Source organism: Pontibacter sp. 13R65, from assembly GCF_047525655.1.
Classification (GTDB): Bacteria; Bacteroidota; Bacteroidia; order Cytophagales; family Hymenobacteraceae; genus Pontibacter.
The window spans coordinates 79,729-106,388 of record NZ_JBLIQL010000013.1; the positions used below are offsets into that span (position 1 = coordinate 79,729).

Consider the following 26,660-nt stretch of genomic DNA (forward strand, 5'->3'; position numbering starts at 1 on the left):
GGGAGAGCCAATTATTCTAATAAATTAGCCCTTCCAGAGGCTTTTGTATTGCTAACGAACAATGGCTTTAAGTGACAGGTTAGTACAGCTCATTTCAATACACAATTAGAAAGACCTTCTAAAATTCAATTGGAAGGGGAGGTGAAGGGTCAGAAATTAGAGCAACAATCCAAAATCGCTTTAACTTCTAACCCCTTTACTTTTTTAAAATCTGAAACGCGTCTGAACCCGCACGTCAGACCGGATAGGACCTTCTATAGTTTCGAGACCGGAGCCAATGGTGCTTTGGTTGCGGTAGTGGGTGATGCCGTATTTTATCCAAAAATCGAGGCGGCGCATAGGGCGAAGCTGCATTAGAGCATATATGCGGGTGCCCCTCCCAAAGAAAGCCGGAATGGCAAAAGCGTAGAGTACATCGCGCTCGAAAACGTATTGGCGGGTATCGTAGCTGTCGGTGTCGAAAATGGCATAACGGGTGCTAAAGCGGACGGAGCGAAGATTAAAATTGATATCCTGTGCAATCATATAGCCTGTAGTGCGTGGCGACTCCTGCGCATAGCTGCTAAACTGCACCCGCGATCGCAGCGACACGCGCGGCGTAGGAGAGAAGTCGTAATAAAGCAGGTAATTTCGCCGCTCAGCCTGCGCCACATAATCTATGCTGGTGGTGTTGTTCGCCATATTCAGGCCTTTCTGCTCCGTCCTTACCTGTGCGTATAAACTAGACTGCCGGTTAGGCCGGAAAAGCAGGCGCACCAGGTATTCATCGCCATGCGAAGGTGCATCTACGCGGTAGCGCAGCCATGGAAACCGGAAGCGGTCGTAATAGGCTGTCAGTTCCCATTTCGGAAAGGGCTTAAGCTTAATGCCTGTATAAAAACCACTTTCGTTTATGTTGCGGGTGCCTTCCCCAAATGCATTGCCATAAAAGCTATGGAAGTTGCGGGTATAATGGCGGTGCAACATAGCTACTTCGACCTTGTTCGATAAATTGGCAATCAATCCGTTTACAGTGCCTACTCCGCCACTCCCCGATACAGCAGTCTCTCCAAAGAGGTACACATTCTGCCATACGTAGCTGTAGTGGGTACCTACGTTAAAATTATGTGTTCCTCCAAACTCAAAGCGCTGGTAAGCGGCCCCCGATTTTTGAATAGGAACACTAAATGTGGTGCTGAGGGCAGTTAAACCGGCACTGAAAGCTCTGTCGCTGCTCTGGAAGCTGAGATTTCCGCCCACCATCTGCTCCCGCACCTGCTTGCGGTTGGCAAGCTCTGTTGGTGTGCGATGGAAGCCTGAAGCCTGTATGCCGGTAAAAAATGTGACCTCTTCCAGGGTATCGAGTTGCGTAGTTTGCAAGTTGGCATCTACGCGCTTGCTGGAGAAAAAGGAGGTAAGGTTCAGGTTCCGCGATAAGGCATACGTGGCAGCCGCTCCTCTATAAAAACTGTTTTCCAGTACCGAACTGTAGGGCCTGATGCCCACATTGGCCCTGCTAACGGTGGTAATCGTTTCGCTGCCTTTGCCTACGCTGTACCCCGACGAAAGCAGCAGCCCCTGCCCAAACTGCAGTTGGTAATCGCCGAGGGCAATCGTCTTAAACTTGCCTTTGTTGTAGAGCTGCAGGTGCGCTGAGTAAAAATCGAACCCATACCGACGGGTGCTGCTGTCCCAGATAATCTGCTCGCCGGCATCTTTTTCGGCTGTAAAACCAAGGCTGTAGTCGCGGGTGTGGCTTACACGGTAGCGCATCAGGATCTTATCGGGAGAGCCGAGGTAGCAGGAGGTAGAGCGGCTGGTGCTATCGAGGGGAGAGTAGCCCCGGCGTTGCTGCAGCGTGCGGTCGTAACGCATAATCAGCGCGTTGTTATCTTCGCCCACGATGCGCTGCCAAAGCGGGCGCTGGTCGGCATTGAGCCCCGCATCCTCCACCCTCACAAAATACACCAGCTGGTAAATTGTAAGCAGGTCGAAGCCGGCTATAGACTGCAGCTCATAAATGCTCAGGAGTTTACCATTGGTCTCTATATGGCTGAACAAGGCATTAATTTGAGGGCGCGACAAAATGTAAAGCGACGCCAGTTCTTCGGGAGTAGTGTTGTTGAGGTCTATGGGGTGCTGGTAGTATTGGAACAGCGTTTCGTACATGTCCTCGTAAGGCACGTTTTCATCTTCCTGCTGCGCAAACAGCTCCTGCACAAACAAATCGAAGTCGAAGGTATGGCGCCGGAAGTCCTGGGCCTGCAGCGGTAGCTTATGCAGGAGTATTAGCAGGAAGGAACATACAAAACACCGCACCATAAGCCTCAGTTATGTGTATAAGAAATGGAGAGGTGGTGGCTAAGGCCAAGCAGGGTAGTGGTGCCCAGCGCGTAATCGACCTGCAGGAAGCGGGCCAGAAAACCAGCGCCAAAGGTGGTTGTGCTGGTTTGGGCGGAGAAGCCGGTGCGCAATGCAAACTTTTCTACCGGCTTATACTCGATACCTGCCTTCAGGTCGGCAGGGTAGTTAATGTCTTTTTCGGTTTCGGCACTCAAAAGCAGTTTCTGATACGGACGGTATGCAAGGCCTGCTTTCATAATGGTTGGCAAGCGCTCATCCTGAAACGTAGCCACTTTTGCCTGGGTAAGGTTGTAGGCATAGGCACCGAAAAACAAGTCTGGTATTACCTCCGCCTGCACCCCCACTGAAAAGCTAAAGGCTTTTTTGCTGCCAAGGCCATGCGCCGACACCTGCCATAGATCTGCTTTTGCCCCCAAGCTAAATTGCCCTATCTGGTGCCCAAAGCCAAGGCCCAGCGATTGCCGGCTAAAAAGTTCATCGCCAAACCGGCTCATGCTCAACCCAAACGTACCCACATCTGTTACTGGGTAAATACCCAGAAAGCAAACCGTTGTAAAGGCACTCATTCCGAACCTGTTTTCGGTATAAACACCAGCCATAGGGTTTTCCGCTTTTCCTATACCGGCTACATTATTTTGCAGTGCCCACAGCCCCGGAAATGTAACAGAGGCATTGCCCATGGCAGCGGCTCTTGCTCCGACAGGCACATCGGCTTGCGCAAAGCTCAGGTGCGGGAGTAATAGGCAAAGAAAGAATGCAATGTGCTGTAGTATATTTATCCCATCCGTTTGTGATTAAGTCCTGTTTTAGAAACCATTTTATACGGACAGAAAATAAAAAAAAACCATTTTTTAGGCTGAAAATTGTATTAAGAAAAGAAGTTTATTTATAAGTGGTTGTTTTATAGTTGGTTGCATGATTATACTCACGACCGTTTGCTATTAATTAAATGATCAAAGAAGTAAATTCTTCTAATGAAAAAGGCCTTCCGGAGGTGTCTGATGCCTAAACGAGCAAAGGGTATTGGTAATAAAAAAGAGGCTGCCCACCAAGAGCAGCCTCTTTTTGTAAGAAGAACAAGATACTTAATTTCTTACATCAACTGTTACACTTTTCTTGCCTTCCTTTTTCTTCACTTTTACCTTAGACTCACCGCTAGATAGTTTTACCTTTGCCTCCTCTACTGCCTCGTTCAGAAGTACGTCTAGACCTTCTGGTGCGGCTGCACTTGCTGTGTTAGCACCTGGGTTGCCATTGTCCACGATCTTCATTTCGTTGATCAGGTTTGTGGCACCGGCATATTTATCTACAATAAACAGCACGTACCGAATGTCGGCGTTAATGCAGCGTTTGAACTCCGGGTCATACACCAGGTCACCTGTCATGGCTTCCCAGTTGCCATCGAAGGCCAGGCCGATGAGTTCGCCGTTGCCGTTGATAACCGGGGAACCTGAGTTACCGCCTGTTATATCGTTGTCGGTAATAAAGTTAACAACCAGTTCGCCGTCTTTGTTGGCATAGCGACCGTAGTCTTTAGCTTCGTAGAGTTGCTTGAGCTTAGCAGGCACCACAAACTCTTCATTGTTGGGGTCTTCTTTTGCCATCAGGCCCTCCATGGTGGTGTAGTAGTTGTAACGAACTGCGTCTTGCGGGCTGTAGTCTTTTACGGCGCCATAGCTCAGGCGCAGGGTAGAGTTGGCATCCGGATAATAAACCTTATCAGGGTTCATCTCGCGGAGGGCAGCTACGTAGAGGCGGTTTGCCTGCGCCAGCTTGGCATTGCTTTCGGCCAGTTGCGGTACTATGTTGCTGCGGTAGTTGTCTATGATGCTGCTCACGATCTGGTATGCCGGATCGTTCTCCAGCTGCTTCAGGGTTGGGTTTTTCAGGAAAGCCTCTGTTTGCTGCTGCGATACCACAAACGATTTGCTGTACACTTCATCGGCCAGCTTCTGAAAGTTACCGTTATGCTTCTGCACCAGTTTCTTAAACGAATCAGGTTGCTGCTCTTTCGGGATGTCCTGGTGGTAGAACTGAAGCAAGGCCGCAAACACTTTTTTGTCGCTGGCTGCATTGTAGTCTTTAAAATGAGCATCTACGCGAGGGCGAAGGTCTTCTACTGCCTGCTTTACGTTGGCATCGTTTTTAGCTTTGAGTGCGCCATGCAGGGCCGACATGCGGTAAGCCAGCAACAGCGATTCCGTGCCTAAAATAGCTTCGTTCAGGTAAATGCTACCCAGGTTATACTTCTCTATATTCGCATAAGCGCTTCCAATTTGGTTAAGCACATCGCCATACAAGGCTTTACGCTGCGCATCGGCGTTGGCCCATTTCTGGAAAGCAGCTTCGTCTGCTACTTTGCCTTCTACAGTTTTCATGCGCTTAATGCCTTCGTTCTGACCGATAGAGTATTTATAGTAGTTGGCCGTAGAAGCGTATTTAGAGGCATATTTAATGCGGGTGGCCGGGTCTTTGTCCATGTCGGCTTTCCACAGAGCCAGTTTTTCCTCACGCAGTTTTATGCGAGATTTGTTCAGTTGGTTCAATTCCAGTTTCAGGCCGTGCGAGGTCATAAAACGTTGCGTACGACCCGGGAAGCCGAATACCATTGAAAAGTCGCCCTGCTCTTTGCCGCTGATAGAGATCGGCAGGAAGTGCTTAGGCTTGTAAGGCACGTTGCTCTGGTTGTAAGCGGCTGGTTTGCCATCGGGGGCCATGTACACGCGGAACATGGCGAAATCGCCTGTGTGGCGTGGCCACATCCAGTTATCGGTGTCGCCGCCGTATTTGCCTACTGAAGAGGGGGGAGCACCTACCAGGCGCACATCTGTGAAGCGCTCGTACACAAACATGTAATATTCGTTTCCGTTAAAAAAATCGCGTACATAGCTCACATACTGGCCGTTGCTGCTTGCTTCTTTGGCAATGGCCTGCACACGCTGTCCTACCTTTTGTGCACGCTCCTGCTCCGGAGTATTATTGTTAATGCCTTCCAGCACCTGGGCCGTCACGTCTTCCATGCGGACCAGAATATCAACAAACAAGCTTGGGTTAGAGAGCTCCTGCTCTTTAGACTTGGCCCAGAAACCATCGGTCAGGTAGTCGTTTTCGGTGCTGGAGTGAGATTGTATGGCGCTGTAGCCACAGTGGTGGTTGGTCAGAAGCAATCCTTCCGGAGAAATGAACTCACCCGTACAGAAACCGCCGAACTGCACAATGGCATCTTTTAGGCTGGAGTTGTTTACGCTATAAATTTCTTCGGCCGTTAGTTGCAGGCCTTGCTTTTGCATATCGGTGTGGTTCAGGCGCTTTATGAGCAGCGGAAGCCACATTCCCTCATCGGCCCTGGCCCCGAAAGGTAGGGTCAGCGAGGCTAGAAGTAGGAGTGAAAGGATTTTTTTGAACATGATTTATTGTTTTGTTGATGTAGTTGCTGCAAATTTAACAAAAAGGTAGCAAATGCTGTTGAAACAATGTGGCATATTCGCGCAAAACCATGACCTGGATCATACAAAAGCTCTTACTGGGAATAATCTGGGTGTACCAGCACGTTATCTCGCCTATTACGCCGGCCAGCTGCCGCTACACGCCCACATGTTCTGCTTATGCCGTGCAGGCTATAAAAAAATACGGTCCTTTTAAAGGCGGTTGGATGGGGCTGAAACGTATCGGCCGTTGCCACCCCTGGGGAGGTAGTGGCTATGATCCCGTACCGTGAAGGGGGGAGGTTCTGCAAATACCATTCTTAACAATCTTTATATAGGTATTTTGTTCGGGTCACTCCATAAAGTATTAACGTTCTCCTTTTTGTCATCCTGAAAGGATCTTGTGAGCTAGATCCGTTCGCTTTTGCTATTGGCTTTTTTGTCTAAGCTCGCGTTGCTTCTGTCTGACTTTTCATCAAGCTGGAGCTATTTCATTGCTGGCTTCCTTGTTCTTTTTGTCTTGATACAAAAAGAACCAAAAAAATCAAGATGATTTTGAACTCGCTGAACGCTCAGACAAAAAATCGTCAATAGGTGCACCTGGCAGTTGTCTTTGCCTTGTAGCCTCCTGTCGCAATACATTGTCTAAAGCTTAGCTTGTTTTTTATGAAATTATTCTAATGATTTTGCCCTTCTGGAGGTTAGAATAAGAAATTAGCACTTACTTTATTACCATTCTCATCCAATTTCCAATTGTTTCTAAAGCTACTGGCGCAATGGTTTCTTCTATGGTGCCATATTCTGATACCATACCTGTGGTAGCTGTTTGGAGGAGGTGGTTGAGGTTTGGTAGCTCCTTAATGGTTACGGTTTTGTTACCGGCAATTTTTAGGGCTTTTTCTATGGCTGGCAGGTTTTGATGTGGCACCGCCTGCAGGTCTTTGGAACCAGTTACGGCCAGAACAGGCATTGTTAGTTTTTGTAAGTCGGGAGCAGGATGATAGGAGAGGAAGTTCCGGACCCAGGGTGTGGTTAACTGGGTAACAAGCGCCTGCGTATTTTCTGGCGAAAGACCTAGTCTCTGCCGCTCCTGTACCGAAAATTTGGCTTTCGCATCCTCCTCCAGCTGTTTTATGGTAGTGGCAACAGCAATACTATCGGTGGTGGAGGCTGCGGCTTTAAACTGTGCGCGGCGCACTTTTAAAAACTTTTGAATTGTTTCCTGCGGCGCTCCAATCTCTTTAAACAGAGCCTCATTCTGTGCCAGTAGCAATTCTGTTCCTGATACGCCAATGCCAGCCAAAAAGGCTACAAAGGCCACGCTCTTGTCGGTAGCAGCTAATTGAGTTGCTATAAGAGCACCTTCGCTGTGGCCCAGCAAACCAATTTTTTTGGAGTTGATGTCTTTATGGGTTTTTAAGAAAGCGTAAGCTGCCCTGGCATCGGAAGTAAAGTCTTGAGTAGTGGCGGTGGCGAAGTTGCCGCCCGATTTTCCAACACCCCGGTCATCTAAACGAAGCACAGCTATGCCTTGCCGGGTCAGGTAATCAGCTATAACCAAAAAAGGCTTGTGACCAAGTATAGTTTCGTCGCGATCTTGAGGGCCAGAGCCGGTTAGTAACAACACGGCCGGAAATGGACCTTTACCTTGCGGTAAGGTGAGGGTGCCGGCCAGCGTAATGCCTGCTTCCTTGTTTTGAACGCTTACTTCACGCTCCAGGTAGGGGTAAGGCTTCTGGGGTTCCTGAGGGCGTTTGGGTGTTACTACAGAGTCAGCGCCCTTGCCTAAAACAAGCGGGAAGGATTGGCCGGCCTGCTGCCACTGCCCCGTTATGGTTGAGGGGCCGGTTATTTTACCGCTGTATACAATTCCCAGATTTTTCATGTCGAGGAACAGGCTGTCTTGCAACAGCTTTGCTTGTTGTACCGGCAGGCCTTTTGCACCTTGTGCAGGTACATCAAATGTGCCCGAAACGCCACCTTCGGGAGAAGTGTTTATATGGAAAATGACCTGAATCTGCTGCTCTCCTGCTTGTATTGTTCCGCTCCAGCTTCCAGTAAGCTGTTCTGGTTGAACTTTTTGCTGGGCAAATCCCATAGACAATCCCAGCATGTAAAGCAGTAGCGACAATAAAAAGCGATTCATCTTTATAGATTTAGGTATGGTTGGATGTATTTTTCTACAAGCTGTGTTGGAAATTGTGTTGAAAAGCTAAAATAGCGATTTACCCTAAGGGTTTTTTGATTTTGCATGAAAAAGTTATATTATAAATCAATTAAGTGTTATTGATAACTATTTTCAAGCTATTCCGACTTACTTAGGTAGTAGACAAAAGGTCACAGGTCGGTTCTTTTGTCTTACTATATAAAGAATATAAAAAATATGGATGTAGAAATCAAGAGCCACTTTCCCCACTCGCTGAACGCTCAGACAATGGAGCTCAAATAAGTGCACCTGGCAAAGTTTTTCTCTCTAAAGCCTCTTGCCGCATTACATTATATTAAGATTAGCTACTGCACGATTCAAATTATTCTAATGAATTTGCCCTTCCGGAGGCTTTTGAGATGGTTTAGTGCCTTGGCAACAATGCCCGAAAATTTTGCCTAAATTCGCGCCTTTACAGCAGACATGACAGGAGAGACTACGCGTATTTACAATCTACAATTTGGATTACTTTGTTTAAGCTCTTTCCTGTTCTTTGCCAGCTTTAACATGATCATCCCGGAATTACCCGACTACCTTACCAGCCTGGGTGGGGCAGAATACAAAGGCTTAATCATTTCGTTATTTACGCTCACAGCCGGGTTATCGAGGCCGTTCAGTGGTAAACTGGCTGACGAGATAGGTCGGGTTCCGGTAATGGTGGTGGGCGGTGCAGTGTGCCTGGCTTGTGGCTTTATGTATCCGCTTACGGGTTCTGTGGCTGCTTTTTTGCTGCTACGGTTTATTCATGGTTTCTCCACAGGTTTTACACCAACAGGTATTGCTGCCTATGTGGCCGATATTATTCCGATGCACCGGCGAGGCGAGGCGACTGGCTTACTGGGGTTAGCCGGTAGTCTGGGTATGGCGGCAGGACCGGCTTTGGGTGGGGCCATTGCCAACCAGTTTTCATTAGATGTTATGTTTTATGCCTCTTCTGGTATGGCTTTTCTGGCGGTGGCCGTAGTGGTACGCATGCCCGAAACCTTGGTTGGTCCACAGCGGTTTAACCTCAGGCTACTTCAAATATCCAGAAAAGAGATTTTTGAGCCCCGCGTATTTAGCCCTTCGCTGGTTATGTTTTTTTCCATTTTCTCATTTGGAGTTATTCTTACTGTTGTACCCGATTTTAGCCAGCACCTTGGCATAAAGAACAAAGGGCTATTTTTTACTAGTTTTACCCTCTCCTCGCTGGCAGTCAGGTTTCTGGCAGGGCGTATATCTGACAAGTATGGTCGTATCACCATCCTGAAGATCAGCTCGGCTGTGTTGGTGCTGGCGCTGGTGTGGTTGGGGCTGGCTAAAAATACTTTCGATCTGCTCACAGCTGCGGCTATTTTTGGAGTAGCCTCTGGCATGAATTCGCCTACCATCTTCGCTTGGACCATAGACCTGAGCCACGAGGCACACCGGGGTAGAGCCATGGCCACCATGTATATTGCCTTAGAGGCCGGCATTGGGATTGGTGCTTTGGCTTCCGGGTGGATCTATAACAACCAGGCCGAAAACTTCCCCTTTGTTTTCTTTACCGGATCCGCCACTGCTCTGTTGGCTTTTCTGTACCTGATGCTCTTCGTAAAATCAAAATAACTTAAAACCTACTTCTTTTCCTTTTCATCAGTTTACGGCTTCAAAACAATCGTTTTTTGGCTTTATGTCTGCTTTGCCTCCTGGCAATCTTATAAATTTTGCAATAATTTTTAGTTTACCTACATCTGCTTCCTCGTTTGGTTCGTAAATGGCAAAGTTGTTTAGGTGCTCCTGCTGCGAGTCAGATTTGGTCTAAAGCCAACTGAACAGGAGGGGCAGGTACCATGCAGCAGTAGTTTTGTTTTTAACTAAATGGAGGGAGCGAATGGTATTTCATAATCAGGTTCTTCTTGGTCTTATTGGGGCTTTGTTGTTTGGGGGCGGTTTGCCTAAGAGGCAGCCAGAGCCGATACACACCAGCCATACTATGTTTTTTGGTATTGATCCCTCTACTTGCGAAGTAATAGAGTTTGACGAGGAGACACCGGGGCAGGGGCTATTAAGCGAAATAATTAGTGAAGGCACCCCTGTGGCTATTACAGCACAACACCGCTTGCCTGGTGGGCAGTACGAACAGGCAAACGTTGCCAGCCTGTTCGATACCAGCATCCCGAGCGCCAGGTCTACGGATTTTACAACACCAAACCCGCAGGCTATGCGCTCTATGGGCAAAGTGCTCACCCTCGGCAGCAGCCAACCTAGCCAGTCCGGGCAAAGCAGAACCGGTGGCAAACTAGAGGTCGACTTTTCGGCCATGAGCTCCATTACGCTGAAAGCCGTGCATGTGCTCGACATCAGAAAAGAGGATGCTGGCTCAAAACTCGAACTTATTAACAAAAAGGGCGAAATATTCAGAACCTTTGAGCTGCCAATTACGAATACGTATGGAGCGATAAGGCTAAACACCGGCGACGTGAAAGGAGTAGCGAAGTTGAGAGTAGTGTTTGGAGACGAAAAGCAACAAAGAGGCGGTGGCGCCATAGATGTTATTGAGTTCTGTCGCGATTAAGGTAATCATTCATTTAACTTCTAAAATATAGACTACCATGTATCCTAAAGTATTTATGATTTTAAGGTCTTTATTATGCTTGATCGTTCAGGATGAAGCGTAACACGATATAAAATAGTTGCAGACTATTGCCGATACGCCTCACAGCCCTTAAGTTGTGAGGCGTAATCTTTTACAAAAGTTTGTGTCTGCGCCTGGAACCACTTACATAGGCAGCAGCGGCAAAAGGCAGGGAACTAACTTAGAGGAAACTACCGATTTAAGAGAGAACTTTATTAGGAGTTCTCTTTTTTGTATCTTTCCAACTAAAATTCATACTGACGAAAGTCAGTACAGTTAAATTATGGATACTGCTTTTCTTGATTATTTATACCAGGAGCATCAGAGGGCGCAACATAAGGTGTCAGACACTGCCATTTGCCAGCTAATAGAAGGGGTGGTGCAGTTGCTGTTTCCTTCTTTGTCGGAGCGGCAATTCAGCAGCCCCGAAGCATTGAAGGCATACGCCAAAGCGCTTAAGAAGGAGTTGCACCGATTACTCTCAGGTATGCAACACCAACTTCCGGCACCGGCAAAAGAGCTTACCAACGCGCTAATGAACCGTTTGCCGCAAATTCACCAGTTAATGCTAGAAGATGCAACAGCTATTCTGGAAGGAGACCCGGCCGCCCGTAATTTAAACGAGGTGATCAGGACCTATCCTGGCTTCAGGGCCGTTGTGTTTTACAGGCTGGCGCACGTGCTCTACCGTCTGGAAATACCCTTGCTGCCGCGCATACTATCGGAGTACGCGCATGCCAAAACAGGCATCGAAATACATCCGGGTGCTGTAATCGGTAGCCATTTCTGCATAGATCATGGCACCGGCGTAGTAATTGGCGAAACAGCCGTAATAGGCAACAACGTAAAAATTTACCAAGGTGTAACATTAGGTGCCTTGAGCGTAGATAAAGCGATGGCTTTTACAAAACGCCATCCAACTATTGAGCATAATGTGGTTATTTATGCGGGAGCTACTATATTAGGAGGCAATACGGTGGTAGGTGCAAACAGTATTATTGGTGGCAACGTATGGCTTACTGAAAGTGTGCCACCATATTCACGGGTATACCACCGTTCGCAAATAAAGGTCAGCCGCTCGGCTGACCCTGCAGAAGCAATAAATTATTCAATTTAAACTACAAACAAATGAAAGCTACGAGCATTCTGGGAACCATAGGCAACACGCCTGTAGTACGAATTAACAAGCTTTATAAGAAAGAGGTAGAGGTGTGGGTAAAGATGGAGCGCAGTAACCCCGGTGGAAGTATAAAAGACCGGATCGCGCTCTCTATGATAGAAGATGCCGAGCAAAAAGGGTTGTTACATAAAGACAGCATCATAATAGAGCCAACTTCCGGAAATACCGGGGTAGGGCTGGCCATGGTGGCTGCTGTAAAAGGTTATGAACTGATATTGGTAATGCCGGAGTCTATGTCGATAGAGCGCAGGCGGCAAATGGCAGCCTATGGCGCTAAAATGGAGCTTACTCCACGCGAGAAGGGCATGAAAGGCGCTATTGAGCGGGCAAGAGAACTGGCCGCCGAAAGGGAAAACGCCTGGATGCCTATGCAATTCGACAACGAGGCTAACACCAAAATTCATATCGAAACCACGGCCCAGGAGATCTTAGCCGATTTCCCGGAAGGTTTTGATTACATGATTACTGGTGTAGGTACTGGCGGTCACATAACTGGCGTTGCCAAGGTGCTGAAAGAAAAATTCCCGAACCTGAAAGTGTATGCCGTAGAGCCCGCTGCCTCGCCAGTACTAAGTGGCGGGCAACCTGGTCCGCACCCGATTCAGGGTATTGGGGCTGGTTTTGTTCCATCTATCTTGGATACATCCTTGCTCGATGGCATAATACAGGTAAAACCAGAAGACGCATTTGAATATACACGCCGGGCTGCTGCCGAGGAAGGCATCTTTATGGGGATTTCTTCAGGTTCGTCGTTGGCTGCTGTAGCGCAGAAAGTTGAGAGCGAAATTCCTGCTGGCTCACGTGTTCTTACCTTCTGCTACGATACAGGTGAGCGATACTTATCGGTAGAAGGCTTGTTTGTATAGTTGTTGCAGAGTAAGCTGCATCTATTTAAAGAATTAGCGCCTCCTATAGCTGTGCATTATCTCTGCAGCTATAGGAGGCTTTTTTATGCGGTTCAGTTTCAGAGCCACTTTGGCTCTTTAGGCCATAAATGTGCTGGAAGGGCAAAATCATTAGAATAATTTAAGCTAGGTTAAAAAAGCAGATCTTTTCTGTAGCCACAGGCAGGAGTTAAAGAAGTAGTGGAGCGGAAATTGTTTCAGCTGGCAAGCTGGTGCCGGATAGTAGGGAATGGCTTTGGAGAAGAAATAGAAAAGGCCCACATTTCTGTGAGCCTTTCGTGGAGAATATCGGAGTCGAACCGATGACCTCTTGCATGCCATGCAAGCGCTCTAGCCAGCTGAGCTAATCCCCCTTGTTTGTGATGCAAAAATAGAACAAATTTTCTTATTCCAAAATAGCTGCATCAAATTTATGAAAATAAAAAAGGCGGGGAATATTCCCCGCCTTTTCTGTATGTAGTTTGGTTATACTTCTTAGTTGAAGATATAACGTAAGCCTACTTGGCCTACCCATCTTGATCCGCTAAGAGGATCGTCAGAGATGGTGTAAGGTCTTGCGTTGTCAGATAGCGAATATTTGTATACTGGCGTGTTGCCATTAAATTCTACTAAATCTAATACTGAAAAATTGTTATCCCAATAAGAACCACCAAAACCTGTTCTTTCACCCCAGTTCTTATTCAAGAGGTTACCTACGTTTAACACATCGAAAGATAGTTGCAATGTATTACGCTTACCTCCAACATTTGTGAAAATGTCTTGAATAATCTTTAAGTCAAATTGGTGTGTAAACGGTGTTCTGGCAGCATTTCTTTCAGCATATTGGCCTCTGCGGGTTCTTAGATACTCCTGTGACTCTATAAAGGAGTTCAACCGGCTCCATTGTGCAGCTTGTTCCGCTTCTGTACCTGAAAACGTAATTTCGCTAGCATCTCTAGGTATGTACATTAAGCTGAAGTGGTTACTGTTTGATGTAGTGAAAGTAGAACGGTTCACGTCTCCACGCACGATATACGAATAAGCCGGACCAGACTGACCAGTGTAGAACAAAGTAACAGATGTGCCAAAGTGGTTAAGATACTCTTTTCTGTAAGAGATGGCACCAACAATTCTACTTCCAACATTGTAAGGAGAGAAGGCAACATCTACATTGTTCGACCCATTTACAGAGGCCACTCTGTAGTAGTTAGAATGGTTCTGAGAAGATGTGCCTGGGAACAAGTCTTTAGACTCAGTATAAGAATAAGCTAACGAACCATAGAAACCGCTTTCAAATGATTTCTGAAGTTGTGCGGTTGCTGTCCAGGAATATCCTTTATTAACATTGTCGATGTATACTACTTCGGTGTATTGAGACAGTCTTCTTCTAGTATTCATTTCAGCTGGATATACCAGTCTGTTGTCAGCTCCATCCAGCGTTCCTTGTGGCTGCACAAGGTTCAGGTTAGTAAATCGGAAGGAGTTCAGGTTTTTAGAGTACATAAACTCTGCAGTACCGATGAGGCCAAAAGGAAGCTGCTGATCGATAGCAATGTTTGTTCTGGCTATTTGTGGCAATCTAAAATTTTCATCCAGAACAGTAATGTTACCACCTGGGCCAGATGCCGCCGCTCTTTTTGGCTGGTTGTTAGGGTCAGGATTAAAAGGAGTATTAGGAGTCGTAATACGGTTCTGATCTAATAGTACGCCAGATTGGGTAAAGGCACCGCCAGCCCAAACAAATGGGAATCTCGATGTGAATATACCAGAACCACCTCTTATTTGAGTTGTTCTATCGCCAGTTACATCCCAGTTGAAACCAATGCGTGGAGACCACATAAAGGCTGGTTTGGGCATTCTGTTTGTCTGTACATTATATTGTCTAGCCAAAACAGAGTTGTTGAAGTCTTGGTTTTCGAGAGGCTCGTCCAGATAAATTGGAACATCCAAGCGAATACCACCAGTGACTTTTAAATTATCTGTAACCTGAAATTCATCTTGTGCATAAACTCCTAGCTGTAATGCCTTAAATTTAGCGCCCTCTTTTGGATTATCTGTTCTGCTGTACTGGTAGGTGAAATTATTTGCTAAACCAAGCTGCCAGTTTTCAATAGCAGTTCTGGCTGGATTTAAGCCAGATGCCTCTGTGGCAGCAAATTGATAGTCACCAAAAGCCTGGCCAATAAAGGCATTGTACATATTGTACATTTCGTTGTGTGTGCCGAAAGTAAAGGTATGTTTTCCAGCAAAAACATTGAGGTTATCGGTTAAAGTAAATATATCTTGGTCCAGTTGGTTCACTGTAGAGAAAGCTTCTGTTCCAAGGCTAACAGTTCTACTTCCTGGTAATGCGATAGTAACTCTAGGAAATGGTGCTCCGGGAGCTGATCTAGGTTCTCTTACTCGTGTGTAGCCAACTACTAAGTTGTTAGACAGAATGTTTGAAAACCTGCTGTTCAATTCTACTACAGCAGAATTAGTAGTACTCTCTCTTAGAACAGCACCATTCGCAAAAGTGATAGATCTTGGTGATCTATTTAGGTTAGAAGTTGTTTCACCAAAAGTGTAGCTATAGCGGGTTGTTAGCTTATGCTTGTCAGAAATGTTCCAGTCAAGTCGGCCGAAGATCTTCTCAGATGAGGCAGTTTCTTCTTGATCCATAAAGCTTCCTGGGTCATAGCCTAGTGCTCTTGCGCGAGCCGCTATAGATTCTAATTCTGCTACAGTAAACTCAGAGCCTGCCTGGCCTGGTGCAAAGCTCAATGGCGTTACTCTGTTCGTTTTTTCTGCGTTTAGGAAAAAGAATAGTTTATCCTTAATAATAGGGCCACCTACTCTGAAACCATACTGCTTATCAGTAAAATCAGAGAATCTAATAGCTTCCTGTCCTTCATTTAACAAGCCCCCTGGTGTCTTGCCGGTTAACTTCTCGTTTCTGTAGAAGTAGTATGCAGAGCCTGAGAAATCATTTGTTCCTGAACGGGTTACAGCAGAAATACCACCACCTGCAAATCCACCTAAGCGAACATCGAAGGGGGCAATTTGCACGTTGAACTGTTCAATTGCATCGAGTGAGATAGGAGACGTACCGGTGCTGCCGCCATTTGTGCCTGTGTCAGAAAGGCCGAAAACGTCGTTGCTTACAGCACCGTCGATAGTAAGCTGGTTAAACCTGTTGTTGATACCAGCTATTGAAATAGAGCTACCTTTGATATCTGCTTGTGGCGTTAAACGTGCAAAATCGTTAATACCACGTGTTACAGTTGGCAAAGTTGCAATCTGCTCCGATCTAATAGTAGTAGAGGCACCTGTTCTGTCACCATTTATGATGTTATCTCGGTTGCTTACTACTTCTACCTGATTAAGAGATAAACTGCTTGGACTCAATGTAAAGTTAAGATTAAGTGTTTGACCCAGAGTCAAATTGATATTTTCAGTAACTCTATCCTGAAAACCAACAAAGGAAACAGTAATAGTGTAAGGTCCGCCTACACGCATGTTCTGGATGTTAAACCGACCTTGGGCGTTAGTTGGGGAAGCATACTGGGTGTTAGTGGGTGTGTGAATTGCAACAACAGTTGCACCTGGAAGTTCTTCACCGCTTTCATCTCTTACAGCACCGCTCAAAGATGCTGTAGTGCTTCCTTGTGCCCAGGCGAGATGAACAGGTAAGATTAATGCCAATGCTAAGGCAATCCTTAGATAAAAGTTCTTCATAAAGAGGTTGTTTTTTTTACAAAGTTAGTAAGTGTTCGATTGTGTAATGTAAAGTTAGTGTTAAGAGTTAGTGGTTGCGGATGCAGTGCAGGATTATGTCATAGGCAGAATAGATTAAGGCTCATTTTAAGCTTCTGGTTTACTATAAACTAAAGAGGCGGTCTGACCGCCTTAATAAATATTTTCTGATAATGATCTGAGAAAAAGTTGTTTTCGATTACGCCGAGGCTGGTAGAAGCATGAATAAATCTTATTTCCTGGCTGCTGATAACCTCTGTTATCATGCCCACATGCGTTACCTCTCTGCTGTTTTTGCTGGCCCCAAAAAATACAAGATCGCCTTCTCTAAGCTCCTTCACGCGCACAGTCTTGCCAAAGCGGCTTTGCTCTTCAGAGGTTCTGGGTAGTTTTACATCAATGCTTTCGAAGGAGGTACATAAAAGGCCGGAGCAGTCCATGCCTAAACGGGAGGTGCCACCCCAGCGGTAGGGGGTGCCGGTATAGGAGCGTGCCGTCTGTATAACAGTGGCAATATTCTGATCGACGTTGCGCTTAGGTATTCGGGTGCGGCTGGTGCGGTCTTTGGAACCAGAAGAGGGAGCTTGTTTGGTTCTGCCTGCTATTTTGCCAGATTTTCTGGCAGCTTTTTTTTCCTGGGCTATTTGCCGCGCAGATTTATAAGTTTCACCACGTTTGCTGAATACTGGTCCTGATGATTGGCAAGCTGCCACAAAAATCAGGAAAAACAACAAGATACCAGAAGTTGTGAAAAATTTTCTCAAAGCGTCCATCCAACAAGAATTGATACAAAATTATAAAAAGAAGTATAAAATTAGAGAATACTGGCCATTAAAAAAATCAAATATTTTTAATAGCCCTCTTCAGGTGCTTCAGAAGCTTGCCTATAGCCATTTTTTAGATCAAAAAATTTTAGACTAAACTTTTTAATACCTTTTTTAATACGGAATGGGAGGCGATTACCAATAAAAAATTAGCTGTTCCCAATCCTACTAACGTAGCTCAACCAGACAGTATTGTTCCGTAATAAAGTCGCTTTCTGGTGATGTTGGCAAATACAAAAACAAGTGAGGTTGTAGAATTTTTCACCGAAGTGGAGCACCCAAAAGATGCAAGGCTTTAATCTTTTTTGAAAAAAAATTACTGTTAGTTAGTTGAATTGGCCCTTTTTTGCCTTTTTATATATTTTATAGAGGTGGGTGGCATGCTGAGGTTTCTAAGGGTGGCAAAGGAAAAGTTGCCGTTCCTGAACTAGCAGTTCAGGAACGGTAAGGTGTGGCGCTTACCTTAATTATTCTAATGAAAATGGTATTCCAGAGGCTTACAAGCTTACATATAGTTTAGCCCAGGTTTTATAGAATAGGGGAGGGTGTTTAACGGCTACTGTAGCAGCGCTAGGTCCTATTTGTATACCTGGCTTTGCACTTGTTACCGGTACCATCTCTAATTAAAATATTAGAATATTTAAATTATTCTAATAAAAATATACTCCAGGAGGCTAAGCTGCCAATACGTGTCCAAGGCTTAAAGCATAAAAACCGTGCAGCACAGTTGCTACACGGTTTTTAGATAAGTTTATCCTGTTTTAATATAAGTGCAGGCTTCAGGGGGTAATTTAAACTTAGACTCCATCCATTGTGTTTTTTTGCAGAAGTTCACTATCCATGCCTCGCAGATTTTGCCAGGCCTGCATCATATTCACATGCGATTCATTTACGGGCGCTTTTGCATTGTATTGTTGGTTCAGGTGTTGGTTCGGCTCAGGTTTTGCCATTCCGAAAAGGTTTTCCTTTAGTTGGCTTTCCTGCGAGGTGCTCAGGTTTGCTCTTAAAGCGGATTCTTCCATCATTTTATCTTTTCTCATGATTGGTTTCTGGTTAAAATGTATAAAAGTGTTAAGAAGAAAGGGGTACAGGAACACGTTTTTTCCGCTCTTCAACTATAAAATTGTTTAAATAGCCAGCGATGTCACGCATCGGTTCCCCTTCTAATGAATACGTGCTGCTTTCAAGATGGATGACGTAACACTCATGAAAAAATTGTTTCCATTTTTGCAGCGACTTCATGGACGTTAACTTGTCGCACTCTCCCCATAAGAGTAGCGTGGCAATGCCTTGGATGCTGCTTCTGTTTTGCCAATGCTCGTTGTACCAGGCGGTGATTTCGGCCAGTTCTTTGGTGCCAGCAGCCAAGTTTGCTCCCTGCTGAGAAGCCGCAGCTGGTAGGTTACTGCCCAGTAGTTTTTTAGCAAGTGTGGGCCTGAAAGCATGTAATCTGGCGTACAACAGTTTACCCAGGTGAAGCGTAGGTCGCCCGGCGGAACCTGTGTGCTTGGTATTTTTGGTAAAAGAGCAGCTGGAGGTATTCAGTAGAATCAGGTTGTTGATGGTGTCAGCGTGCTGAATGGCGTAGGCTAATCCGGCCGGTATGCCTGCATCGTGCAGCAGTAATGTAAGTTCTCTGAGCTTTAAGTGTGCTAATAGTTGCTCCAACAGTTCTGTATGGGTTTTAGGATTGAAGGTCCAGTCTTCGGGCTGGCTCTGTTGGGCTGGTACAAACGAGGCGATGGCAATACACCGGTGTTTGCGACACAAGTCCTGGAGCAGTGGCTGGTAAAGCGTGGGCCATGAGGGGGTGCCATGTACCACTACCAAAGAGGCTCCCTCGCCTTCATCAATATAGGTTAATGTTCCGGAAGGCAGCTTCAGTAAGCCTGTCTTGAGGGAATTATCGCCTGTATCCTTGCTTTGAGATTTCATATGCTAACAATTGTTATACTTACTGATATACTTTATAGAAGAAGGGAGGTTGTTGTTTTTAAGTGAAAAGAACTACCTTCAGACTTTTAAAACGCCGCCACAGGCAGGGCTGTAATTCTTTTAGCAGATTTAAAATTTTAGGTTAGGTACATCATGTGTGGGATAGCAGGCATATTGGCGTTTACGGAGGCTGGGCGTAACACATTTATCCGCCTAGATGCTGCTGCAGCGTCCCTGGCTCACCGTGGCCCTGATGCGGCAGGCACAATAGTACGCGGCCGAATAGCCATGGCAAGCCGCCGGCTTGCCATTATTGCTCCCGAACCAGCCGCGAACCAGCCTATTAACGATGCCTCAGGACGTTACAGTATAGTGTATAACGGCGAAGTGTTTAATTATAAAGCACTTCGCAAAGACCTGCAGGCTGCCGGCCATTTATTTCAAACAGCCTCCGATACCGAGGTGGTGTTACAACTCTATATAAAGGAGGGGGCCGACTGCCTGAAAAAGCTAAGGGGCTTTTTTGCTTTCGCCATTTACGATGCTGCCGAAGAGGTGCTGTTTGTAGCGCGCGACAGGTTTGGCGAAAAACCACTCTACTTCTATAAAGATGCCGACAAGTTTATGTTTGCTTCGGAGCTTTCTGCTCTGTTTGAGCTGGGTGTTCCACGTGAAGTAGATTTTGCTTCATTGTACCAGTACCTGCAGTTAACGTATGTGCCTGCTCCGGCCTCTATGCTGCAGGGGGTAAAAAAATTGTTGCCCGGGCACTCGCTCCTTGTAAGGGGTAACCGGGTGCAGGAGCAAGTTTGGTTCCGCTCCCCTTTTAGTGGCGAAGTTTCAATGAAAAACCAGTTGCCTTACCCGCAGCAGCAGGCCAAGCTGAAACGATTTCTGGAGCAGGCGGTGCAACAGCGCATGACCGCCGACGTGCCGGTTGGTGCCTTTCTGAGTGGCGGGACAGATTCTTCTGTGGTGGTGGCACTGGCTGCTAGGCACCAACCTCAACTCAAGACCTTTTCCCTTGGCTTTACCGATAGCCCCTATTTCGACGAGACCCACTATGCCCGCCTGGTTGCAAATAAACTGGGCACCAACCACACCGAGCTGCGGCTGAGCACCAGGCAGTTGCAGGAGTACCTATTGCCTATGCTGCACGCACTGAGCGAGCCTTTTGCCGACTCGTCTGCTCTGGCCGTATATGCCCTCAGCCAACATGCTGGCCAGCACGTAAAGGTGGTACTCTCCGGCGATGGCGCCGACGAGCTTTTTGGTGGATATAACAAGCACCTGGCGGAGTACCGGCTGCTGCAGGGAGGCATGGGGGCAGGGGCTGTAAAGGCTCTCGACTTTTTGTGGAGCAGGTTGCCCGCTTCCAGAAACACATATGTTGCTAATAAGATCCGGCAGTTTCACCGGTTTGCGGCCGGGGCACGGCTGTCTGCGCAGGAGAGGTATTGGCTATGGGCAACCTGGCAAAACGAAGAAGAGGCATTAAGTTTATTGAGTCCTGGTTACAGATCGGGTGCCTCAGGCAGGTTGTACAGGGCCAGAAAAGGCCGTTTGGTGGCTTGTGTGAATAATGAGCAGCCAAACCTGCACAGTGTACTCTGCGCCGACACACAACTGGTGCTGAGCAACGACATGCTGGTAAAGACAGACCTCATGGGAATGGCCAACGGCCTTGAGATCAGGAGCCCTTTCCTGGACCATAAGGTCGTGAAATTTGCAGCTTCGCTACCGATCACCTCCAAAGTAAGCATGTCTGTTCAAAAAAAAATTCTGAAGGAAACATTCAGGCAAGAACTGCCGGAAGAATTATTCAACCGGCCTAAAAAGGGTTTTGAGGTTCCGCTTGCTGCTTTATGGCAGGGCGAGGTGCAGGCGCAACTGCAAGAGCTGCTATCTGACGAATTTATTTTTGATCAGGGAATATTTGATCAGGGGGCAATCAGGCAATTAAGAAAGCAAGCAGCAACTGGTAGTAGCCATGCCGCTACTCGCTTGTGGACAGTTCTGGTGTTTCAGTTCTGGTGGAGAAAATGGATACTAGGTGTCAAACAGTAAGCTGTAAGACAATAGCCAGCTGCCATAGGTAGGCTATTTGCCTCCGGAAGGCATATGTCATTAGAATAATTTGAGATGACTGACTGATGCTAATTATTTAACATGGCAAAGGGTAACTATAATTAGGTTAGGAGAGTAAGTGTTTTTCAGTACAGTTTTTATCCGGAAGGGCAATAGAGTAAACAGTTCGCATGACCTACATTTTATGATATTGGCTCTAGAAGGTCTATTTTATTAGAATAATTTGAATATTAATTTTAATTTTAGTATCATCGCAGGTGCGTTTAGAATAGACTCCTCTTCTTTTATTATAAAGCAAAGCAAAAAGCGAAATGGTTACTTTTACTATGTTTAGTGGAAGTGGCCCAGAATTTATAGGAAACATGCAAGAAATGCCTGTGCTTTCCTATGTTTAAGATGTTGGAGGTGTATAATTATGTTAATAGTTTATTTATATATAAATTGAATATTAATAATATTTTTTCTACTAACGAAACAAGAATTAAATATAAATTTGTAACCTCAACCTAATGAATCAAATATGAAAATTGCTGTAGTTGGCACCGGATATGTGGGCTTGGTTACTGGGACTTGCTTTGCAGAAGTAGGTATTGATGTAACCTGTATCGATATTGATACTAAGAAGATAGAAAATCTAAGGAAGGGCATCCTTCCTATCTACGAGCCTGGCTTGGAAGAAATGGTATTGCGTAACACACAAAAAGAGCGCCTTTCTTTCTCTACCGATCTCGCTACAAGTGTACAAGGCTGCGACGTAGCTTTTATTGCGGTGGGTACACCTCCGGGAGAAGATGGCAGTGCCGACCTGAAGTATGTGCTGGCAGTAGCCCGCAGCATTGGTCAGAATATTAACGATTACACCGTTGTTGTAACCAAAAGCACAGTGCCTGTAGGTACAGCCAATAAGGTGCGTCAGGAGATAGAAAGAGCTTTAGAAGCACGTGGAGTTAATATTCCGTTTGATGTGGCTTCTAATCCTGAGTTCTTAAAAGAAGGTGCCGCTATAGAAGACTTCCTGAAACCAGATCGTATTGTGGTTGGAGTATCTTCTGAAAAAGCAGAAGATGTTATGACCAAGCTTTACAAGCCATTCCTGATGAACGGTCACCCGCTTATCTTTATGGATGTTCCTTCTGCTGAAATGACCAAGTATGCTGCCAACGCTATGCTGGCTACTAAAATCAGCTTTATGAACGATATTGCCAACCTCTGCGAAATTATGGGGGCAGATGTGAACATGGTGCGCAAAGGCATAGGTAGTGATGCTCGCATTGGCAATAAATTTATTTACCCAGGCATTGGCTACGGTGGTTCCTGCTTTCCTAAAGACGTTAAAGCGCTGGTGAAAACGGCTGCTGAAAACGGTTACGAAATGCAGGTGCTTAAGGCTGTGGAGCAGGTAAACGAAAACCAGAAATCTGTTCTTTTCAACAAAATCAGCAAGCATTTTAACGGCGATCTGGCAGGTAAAACCTTTGCTATCTGGGGGCTTTCCTTTAAACCAAAAACCGATGATATGCGCGAAGCACCATCGTTGGTGATTATAGAAAAGCTGTTGGAACAGGGCGCAAGTGTACGTGCCTACGACCCAGTTGCAATGAAGGAAGCAGAGCACACCCTCGGCGATAGCATTTATTACGGAAAAGATGAGTATGAGGCCTTAATTGATGCCGACGCACTGTTATTAGTAACAGAATGGCCAGAATTCAGAGCTCCTAATTTTAACGTAGTTGGTAAACTAATGAAAGACCGTGTCGTATTTGATGGACGAAATATTTATGATGCCACCGAATTACGTGAAAAAGGTTTTGTATATTACGGGATCGGGGTTAAACAAACAATAGAGCAGGAAAACGCAGCAGTATAGCAGTATAAATTAGATATGTCAAAAAAACGTGTATTAGTTACAGGAGGCGCAGGCTTTCTGGGATCTCACCTCTGTGACCGGTTAATTAAGGAAGATTACCATGTCATTGCCATGGATAACCTGATAACTGGTAACTTAAGCAACATAGAGCATCTTTTCAAACTCGAAAATTTTGAGTTTTATCATCACGATGTTTCCAAGTTTGTGCATGTCCCGGGTAAGTTGGATTATATTCTGCATTTTGCCTCACCAGCCAGCCCGATAGACTACCTTAAAATTCCGATTCAGACGTTAAAAGTTGGATCTTTAGGTACGCACAATCTCCTTGGTTTAGCTCGAAATAAGGGTGCTCGCATGCTCATCGCTTCTACTTCGGAAGTGTATGGAGATCCACTGGTACACCCTCAGACAGAAGACTATTGGGGTAACGTGAACCCGGTTGGCCCACGCGGCTGCTACGATGAAGCAAAACGTTTTCAGGAGGCTATGACCATGGCTTACCACATGCACCACGGTGTAGAAACTCGCATAGTACGCATCTTCAATACCTACGGGCCACGCATGCGCCTGAATGATGGCCGTGTGTTGCCAGCATTTTTAAGCCAGGCGCTGAGAGGCGAGCCGCTAAGTATTTTCGGAGATGGTTCTCAAACAAGGTCTTTCTGCTACGTAGACGATCTGATTGAAGGAATTTACCGCCTCTTGTTAAGCGACTATGCCTATCCGGTTAATATAGGTAATCCTTCTGAAATCACTATAAAGCAATTTGCTGAGGAAATCTGTAAGCTAACTGGTGTAGAACTAAAGCTGGAGTACCAACCGTTGCCAAAAGATGATCCGCAGAAGCGCCAGCCAGATATTACCAAAGCCAAAGAAATTCTGGGTTGGGAGCCACAGGTAGGTCGTGAAGAAGGTTTGAGGCGAACACTGGAATATTTCAAAGAAAATATTCATGTAGAACCGAAAGAGGCGCGAAGCTTTTAGTAGAGAATATATATTTAAGAGGCTCAGGTTAATTTGATCTGGGCCTCTTCTTTTTATTTCTCTTGCAATAAAATTTCTCTTAATCGTTCCCCACTCTTTCCGTCAAATTTATAGAGCCACTCCCTAGTGAATTTTGCTTTGTTAAACATTTGCTGTTGGTGTAACATATTTATATGCTCCAATGCCCACTCTAGTTCTTGTAAATTATAGACAGGTTGTGCAACTCCTGCTTCTATAAAAGATTTAGAAACATTCAGATTCCCAACCGGATGATTCTCTAAGGTAAGTACAGTAGTATGTTCCATGGCAATTAATGGCAGTAGGTAAGTAGAAAAAAAACCGACAATAATCTTTGTTGTTGGAAGGAGATTAGCTAATGTGTCATCATCTATAACTATTACCTTCTTTTCTTCTGCCAAACGACCCCAATCTTTATTGGGCTGCCGAGGGTGCTTTTTTACAAATACTCTATAGCCATGCTCTAAGCATATCGCTGCAAAAGACTGAGTAAAGCTCTCAAAAATGGCTGAAGTCCAACCTAGGAAACCAGCAGTTGCAAGTCCTTGATCAATAAAAATTAAATTTTTAGCAGGAGTATGTGAAGCAGACAAGTTAACTAGATGGTCGAATGTAGGTATCCCAAAATAATGAGTTCTACTAAAACTGAAACCAAGTAATTTCTTTTGTGCCGAAGCTACTACTGGGCTAATTGAAATATAGGCATCAGGGTAATAGATTTGTTTTTCTAATTTTTTTAGAACAGAAATATAATGCTCTTTTTTGCGGTAAGAACAATATATTCTTAAAGCTTTTGAAGGCTTAGGAGGCAATATGTTAATTGTGTTAATTAAATACTGCCTAGCTTTTATTCTGGCTGGTATTTGCTTAAGTTTTGTGAATAAGAGTTGATTCTTAGGTATACGCTTTTGGGGAGAGGTAAAAGCTTTGAGAATTTTATGAACGTGTGAGTCTTGAATGCCATGATCTAATAAAAAAGTAGGGATCCCTTTTACTTTACAAGCAATGTTTAGAGCCATATGAAAATATGACTCTATGTAAAGGAATAATACTTTGTCAGGCTTTATCTTTTCCAGGAGATCAAAGGCATTCTTGAAATTGCCCCAAAAAATGGCTTGGCCATACTCAGCGAATTGCCTATTGAACACTTCATCTGGTGAGGCAAACTCTGCAAAGAAAAAAATGAAATCAGCTTTACAAACCCGAAAATATGATAAAAAGTCGCTTCGGTTAAAGTTATACACCAGGAGCAATGTTTGCTTAGAAGTATAATGTTTGTGCTCCATGCTAAAAGAGAATTTAATAATTATGTGCCTGCAGAAAAAGTTAACTTAACAATATAGCCTTTAATCTATCTCCACTTTTTCCATCAAAAATATAGAGCCAATCATTGGCGAAGGTGTTCTTGTTATTGATTTGTTTTTGATGAATTATATCGATCTCTGAAAGTAACTGAGGTAACTCTTCTAGCAAATAAACAGGGTGAGATACTCCAGCCTCAACAAAAGGTTTTGAAACATTAAAAGGGCCCGCCGGATGGTTCTCCAAAGTAAGGAGTGTTGTATGTCTCATGGCTGCAAGTGGCATAAGATAGGTAGAGTAAAAACCAATTATGACTGGAGTAAATGGCAAGGATGCTTTAAGTTGACCATCTGTAATCAACGTTATCTTGTTTTTCTTCGCTTGCTCCTGCCACATAGATAGGTCTTGTAGGGGGTGAGGCTTAATAAATAAGTTGTAATTTGCTTGTTGGCACATTCTAATGAATTCCTTGGCGAATTGTTCTTTGCTTTCTTTCGTCCATCCTAGAAGTTGATTTTCAGCAAGTGGTTGATCAATAAATATGATGTTTCTCTTTTTTTGTGCCTCCACCATACCAGCAAGTTTATCGAAATAGGGCACCCCAATAAAGTGAACTTTCTGGTCAGAAGTGAGGCTTTCGTGAGTTCTATGGATCTCAAAAACTTTTGAACTAAATGAGATGTAATAGTCTGCTAGTCGTTTCGGATCTTTTATCTTTTTGAAGGTTACTAAAAAGTTGTATTTTCTACGGGTGCTGATAAATGTTCTAAGAAAAGCAGCGTCCTCAGGTGTAGAGTGCCTGATAGTGCGATTTAAAAACAGCTTTGATTTGAAGCGAGCAGAAAATTGGTTGATTTTATTTATAAAGGTTCTTAACTTTTGGTAAAAGGATACTTTAGGAATACAAACCATTTCAGGATCAAATGCAATGTTATAATCTGCCCGCATGCCATGCTCCAATAAATAAGTAGGAATAACAAGCTTTTTACAGGCTACATTTAAGGCAACATGATGGTAGGACTCAATGTATAAAAACACAACTTTAAACGGTTTAATCTTTTTTAGAAGTTCATAAGCATCTTTAAAATCCTTCCAATAAACAGCATTCCCATACTCTTTATAATAACTATTAGTTTCCTCAGCGACAGAAGAAAAATTAAGAAAAGTAAACCTGATTATATCTTTGCATGATTTAAGGAGCGAAACGTAATCTGTCCTATTATAGTCGCCTATGAATAGTATAGTTTTATTAGATGGTTTGCAGTTAGCCATA

At 44.9% G+C, this 26,660-nt stretch carries 18 protein-coding genes and 1 tRNA gene; 8 read left to right on the plus strand and 11 right to left on the minus strand.

Going from position 1 to position 26,660, the window contains the following annotated elements:
• Positions 1-204: 204 nt before the first annotated feature.
• From ACMA1I_RS15350 to ACMA1I_RS15360, 3 genes are all read right to left on the minus strand, one after another.
• Entirely contained in the window at positions 205-2,301 is a 2,097-nt protein-coding gene (locus ACMA1I_RS15350) for a hypothetical protein (RefSeq protein WP_337069281.1), read from the minus strand.
• Between the two features lie 5 nt (positions 2,302-2,306).
• On the minus strand, positions 2,307-3,050 hold the full coding sequence (locus tag ACMA1I_RS15355) for a hypothetical protein (protein ID WP_337069282.1): 744 nt from the start codon (positions 3,048-3,050) through the stop codon (positions 2,307-2,309).
• A 378-nt stretch (positions 3,051-3,428) separates the two neighbouring features.
• A complete protein-coding gene (locus tag ACMA1I_RS15360) occupies positions 3,429-5,750 on the minus strand; it encodes a S46 family peptidase (RefSeq protein WP_337069283.1) in 2,322 nt (773 codons plus the stop codon).
• Positions 5,751-5,839: 89 nt separating this feature from the next.
• On the opposite strand from ACMA1I_RS15360, the gene yidD reads away from it, so the two are divergent.
• The gene (gene yidD, locus ACMA1I_RS15365) at positions 5,840-6,061 is read left to right on the plus strand and encodes a membrane protein insertion efficiency factor YidD (RefSeq protein ID WP_337069284.1); all 222 of its coding nucleotides are present in this window, start codon (positions 5,840-5,842) and stop codon (positions 6,059-6,061) included.
• A gap of 428 nt (positions 6,062-6,489) precedes the next feature.
• Here the strand turns inward: yidD and ACMA1I_RS15370 are convergent, their stop codons facing one another.
• Positions 6,490-7,914: an alpha/beta hydrolase family protein gene (locus ACMA1I_RS15370; RefSeq protein ID WP_337069285.1), complete on the minus strand. Its 1,425-nt coding sequence runs from the start codon at positions 7,912-7,914 to the stop codon at positions 6,490-6,492.
• Positions 7,915-8,397: 483 nt separating this feature from the next.
• Between ACMA1I_RS15370 and ACMA1I_RS15375 the strand changes: the two genes are divergently transcribed.
• The 4 genes from ACMA1I_RS15375 (at position 8,398) to cysK (ending at position 12,616) form a co-directional block, all read left to right on the plus strand.
• Complete coding sequence (locus ACMA1I_RS15375; RefSeq protein ID WP_337069286.1) at positions 8,398-9,561, plus strand: MFS transporter; 1,164 nt, start codon at positions 8,398-8,400, stop codon at positions 9,559-9,561.
• Between the two features lie 265 nt (positions 9,562-9,826).
• Entirely contained in the window at positions 9,827-10,510 is a 684-nt protein-coding gene (locus ACMA1I_RS15380) for a hypothetical protein (RefSeq protein ID WP_337069287.1), read from the plus strand.
• 343 nt (positions 10,511-10,853) lie between these two features.
• On the plus strand, positions 10,854-11,687 hold the full coding sequence (gene epsC / locus ACMA1I_RS15385; RefSeq protein ID WP_337069288.1) for a serine O-acetyltransferase EpsC: 834 nt from the start codon (positions 10,854-10,856) through the stop codon (positions 11,685-11,687).
• Positions 11,688-11,698: 11 nt separating this feature from the next.
• A complete protein-coding gene (gene cysK / locus ACMA1I_RS15390) occupies positions 11,699-12,616 on the plus strand; it encodes a cysteine synthase A (protein WP_337069289.1) in 918 nt (305 codons plus the stop codon).
• 318 nt (positions 12,617-12,934) lie between these two features.
• Here the strand turns inward: cysK and ACMA1I_RS15395 are convergent.
• The 5 genes from ACMA1I_RS15395 to ACMA1I_RS15415 form a co-directional block, all read right to left on the minus strand.
• Positions 12,935-13,008 (minus strand) — tRNA-Ala (locus ACMA1I_RS15395).
• A 121-nt stretch (positions 13,009-13,129) separates the two neighbouring features.
• Complete coding sequence (locus tag ACMA1I_RS15400) at positions 13,130-16,351, minus strand: TonB-dependent receptor domain-containing protein (protein ID WP_337069290.1); 3,222 nt, start codon at positions 16,349-16,351, stop codon at positions 13,130-13,132.
• Positions 16,352-16,500: 149 nt separating this feature from the next.
• Positions 16,501-17,133, minus strand: a complete 633-nt coding sequence (locus ACMA1I_RS15405) for a C40 family peptidase (RefSeq protein ID WP_337069291.1) — start codon at positions 17,131-17,133, stop codon at positions 16,501-16,503.
• A gap of 857 nt (positions 17,134-17,990) precedes the next feature.
• The gene (locus ACMA1I_RS15410; protein WP_337069292.1) at positions 17,991-18,233 is read right to left on the minus strand and encodes a hypothetical protein; all 243 of its coding nucleotides are present in this window, start codon (positions 18,231-18,233) and stop codon (positions 17,991-17,993) included.
• Positions 18,234-18,264: 31 nt separating this feature from the next.
• Positions 18,265-19,128 (minus strand): alpha/beta fold hydrolase, encoded by an 864-nt coding sequence (locus ACMA1I_RS15415; protein ID WP_337069293.1) that lies wholly within the window; start codon positions 19,126-19,128, stop codon positions 18,265-18,267.
• A 153-nt stretch (positions 19,129-19,281) separates the two neighbouring features.
• Between ACMA1I_RS15415 and asnB the strand changes: the two genes are divergently transcribed.
• The 3 genes from asnB (at position 19,282) to ACMA1I_RS15430 (ending at position 24,067) form a co-directional block, all read left to right on the plus strand.
• The gene (gene asnB / locus ACMA1I_RS15420; RefSeq protein WP_337069294.1) at positions 19,282-21,195 is read left to right on the plus strand and encodes an asparagine synthase (glutamine-hydrolyzing); all 1,914 of its coding nucleotides are present in this window, start codon (positions 19,282-19,284) and stop codon (positions 21,193-21,195) included.
• 541 nt (positions 21,196-21,736) lie between these two features.
• The gene (locus ACMA1I_RS15425; RefSeq protein WP_337069295.1) at positions 21,737-23,083 is read left to right on the plus strand and encodes a UDP-glucose/GDP-mannose dehydrogenase family protein; all 1,347 of its coding nucleotides are present in this window, start codon (positions 21,737-21,739) and stop codon (positions 23,081-23,083) included.
• Between the two features lie 15 nt (positions 23,084-23,098).
• The gene (locus ACMA1I_RS15430) at positions 23,099-24,067 is read left to right on the plus strand and encodes a UDP-glucuronic acid decarboxylase family protein (RefSeq protein ID WP_337069296.1); all 969 of its coding nucleotides are present in this window, start codon (positions 23,099-23,101) and stop codon (positions 24,065-24,067) included.
• Between the two features lie 53 nt (positions 24,068-24,120).
• Here the strand turns inward: ACMA1I_RS15430 and ACMA1I_RS15435 are convergent, their stop codons facing one another.
• Positions 24,121-25,371 carry a polysialyltransferase family glycosyltransferase gene (locus ACMA1I_RS15435; protein WP_337069297.1) on the minus strand — a complete coding sequence of 417 codons (1,251 nt, stop codon included), beginning with the start codon at positions 25,369-25,371 and terminating at the stop codon, positions 24,121-24,123.
• Between the two features lie 40 nt (positions 25,372-25,411).
• Positions 25,412-26,659, minus strand: coding sequence for a polysialyltransferase family glycosyltransferase (locus tag ACMA1I_RS15440; protein ID WP_337069298.1), 1,248 nt, complete (start codon positions 26,657-26,659; stop codon positions 25,412-25,414).
• Position 26,660: the final 1 nt, after the last annotated feature.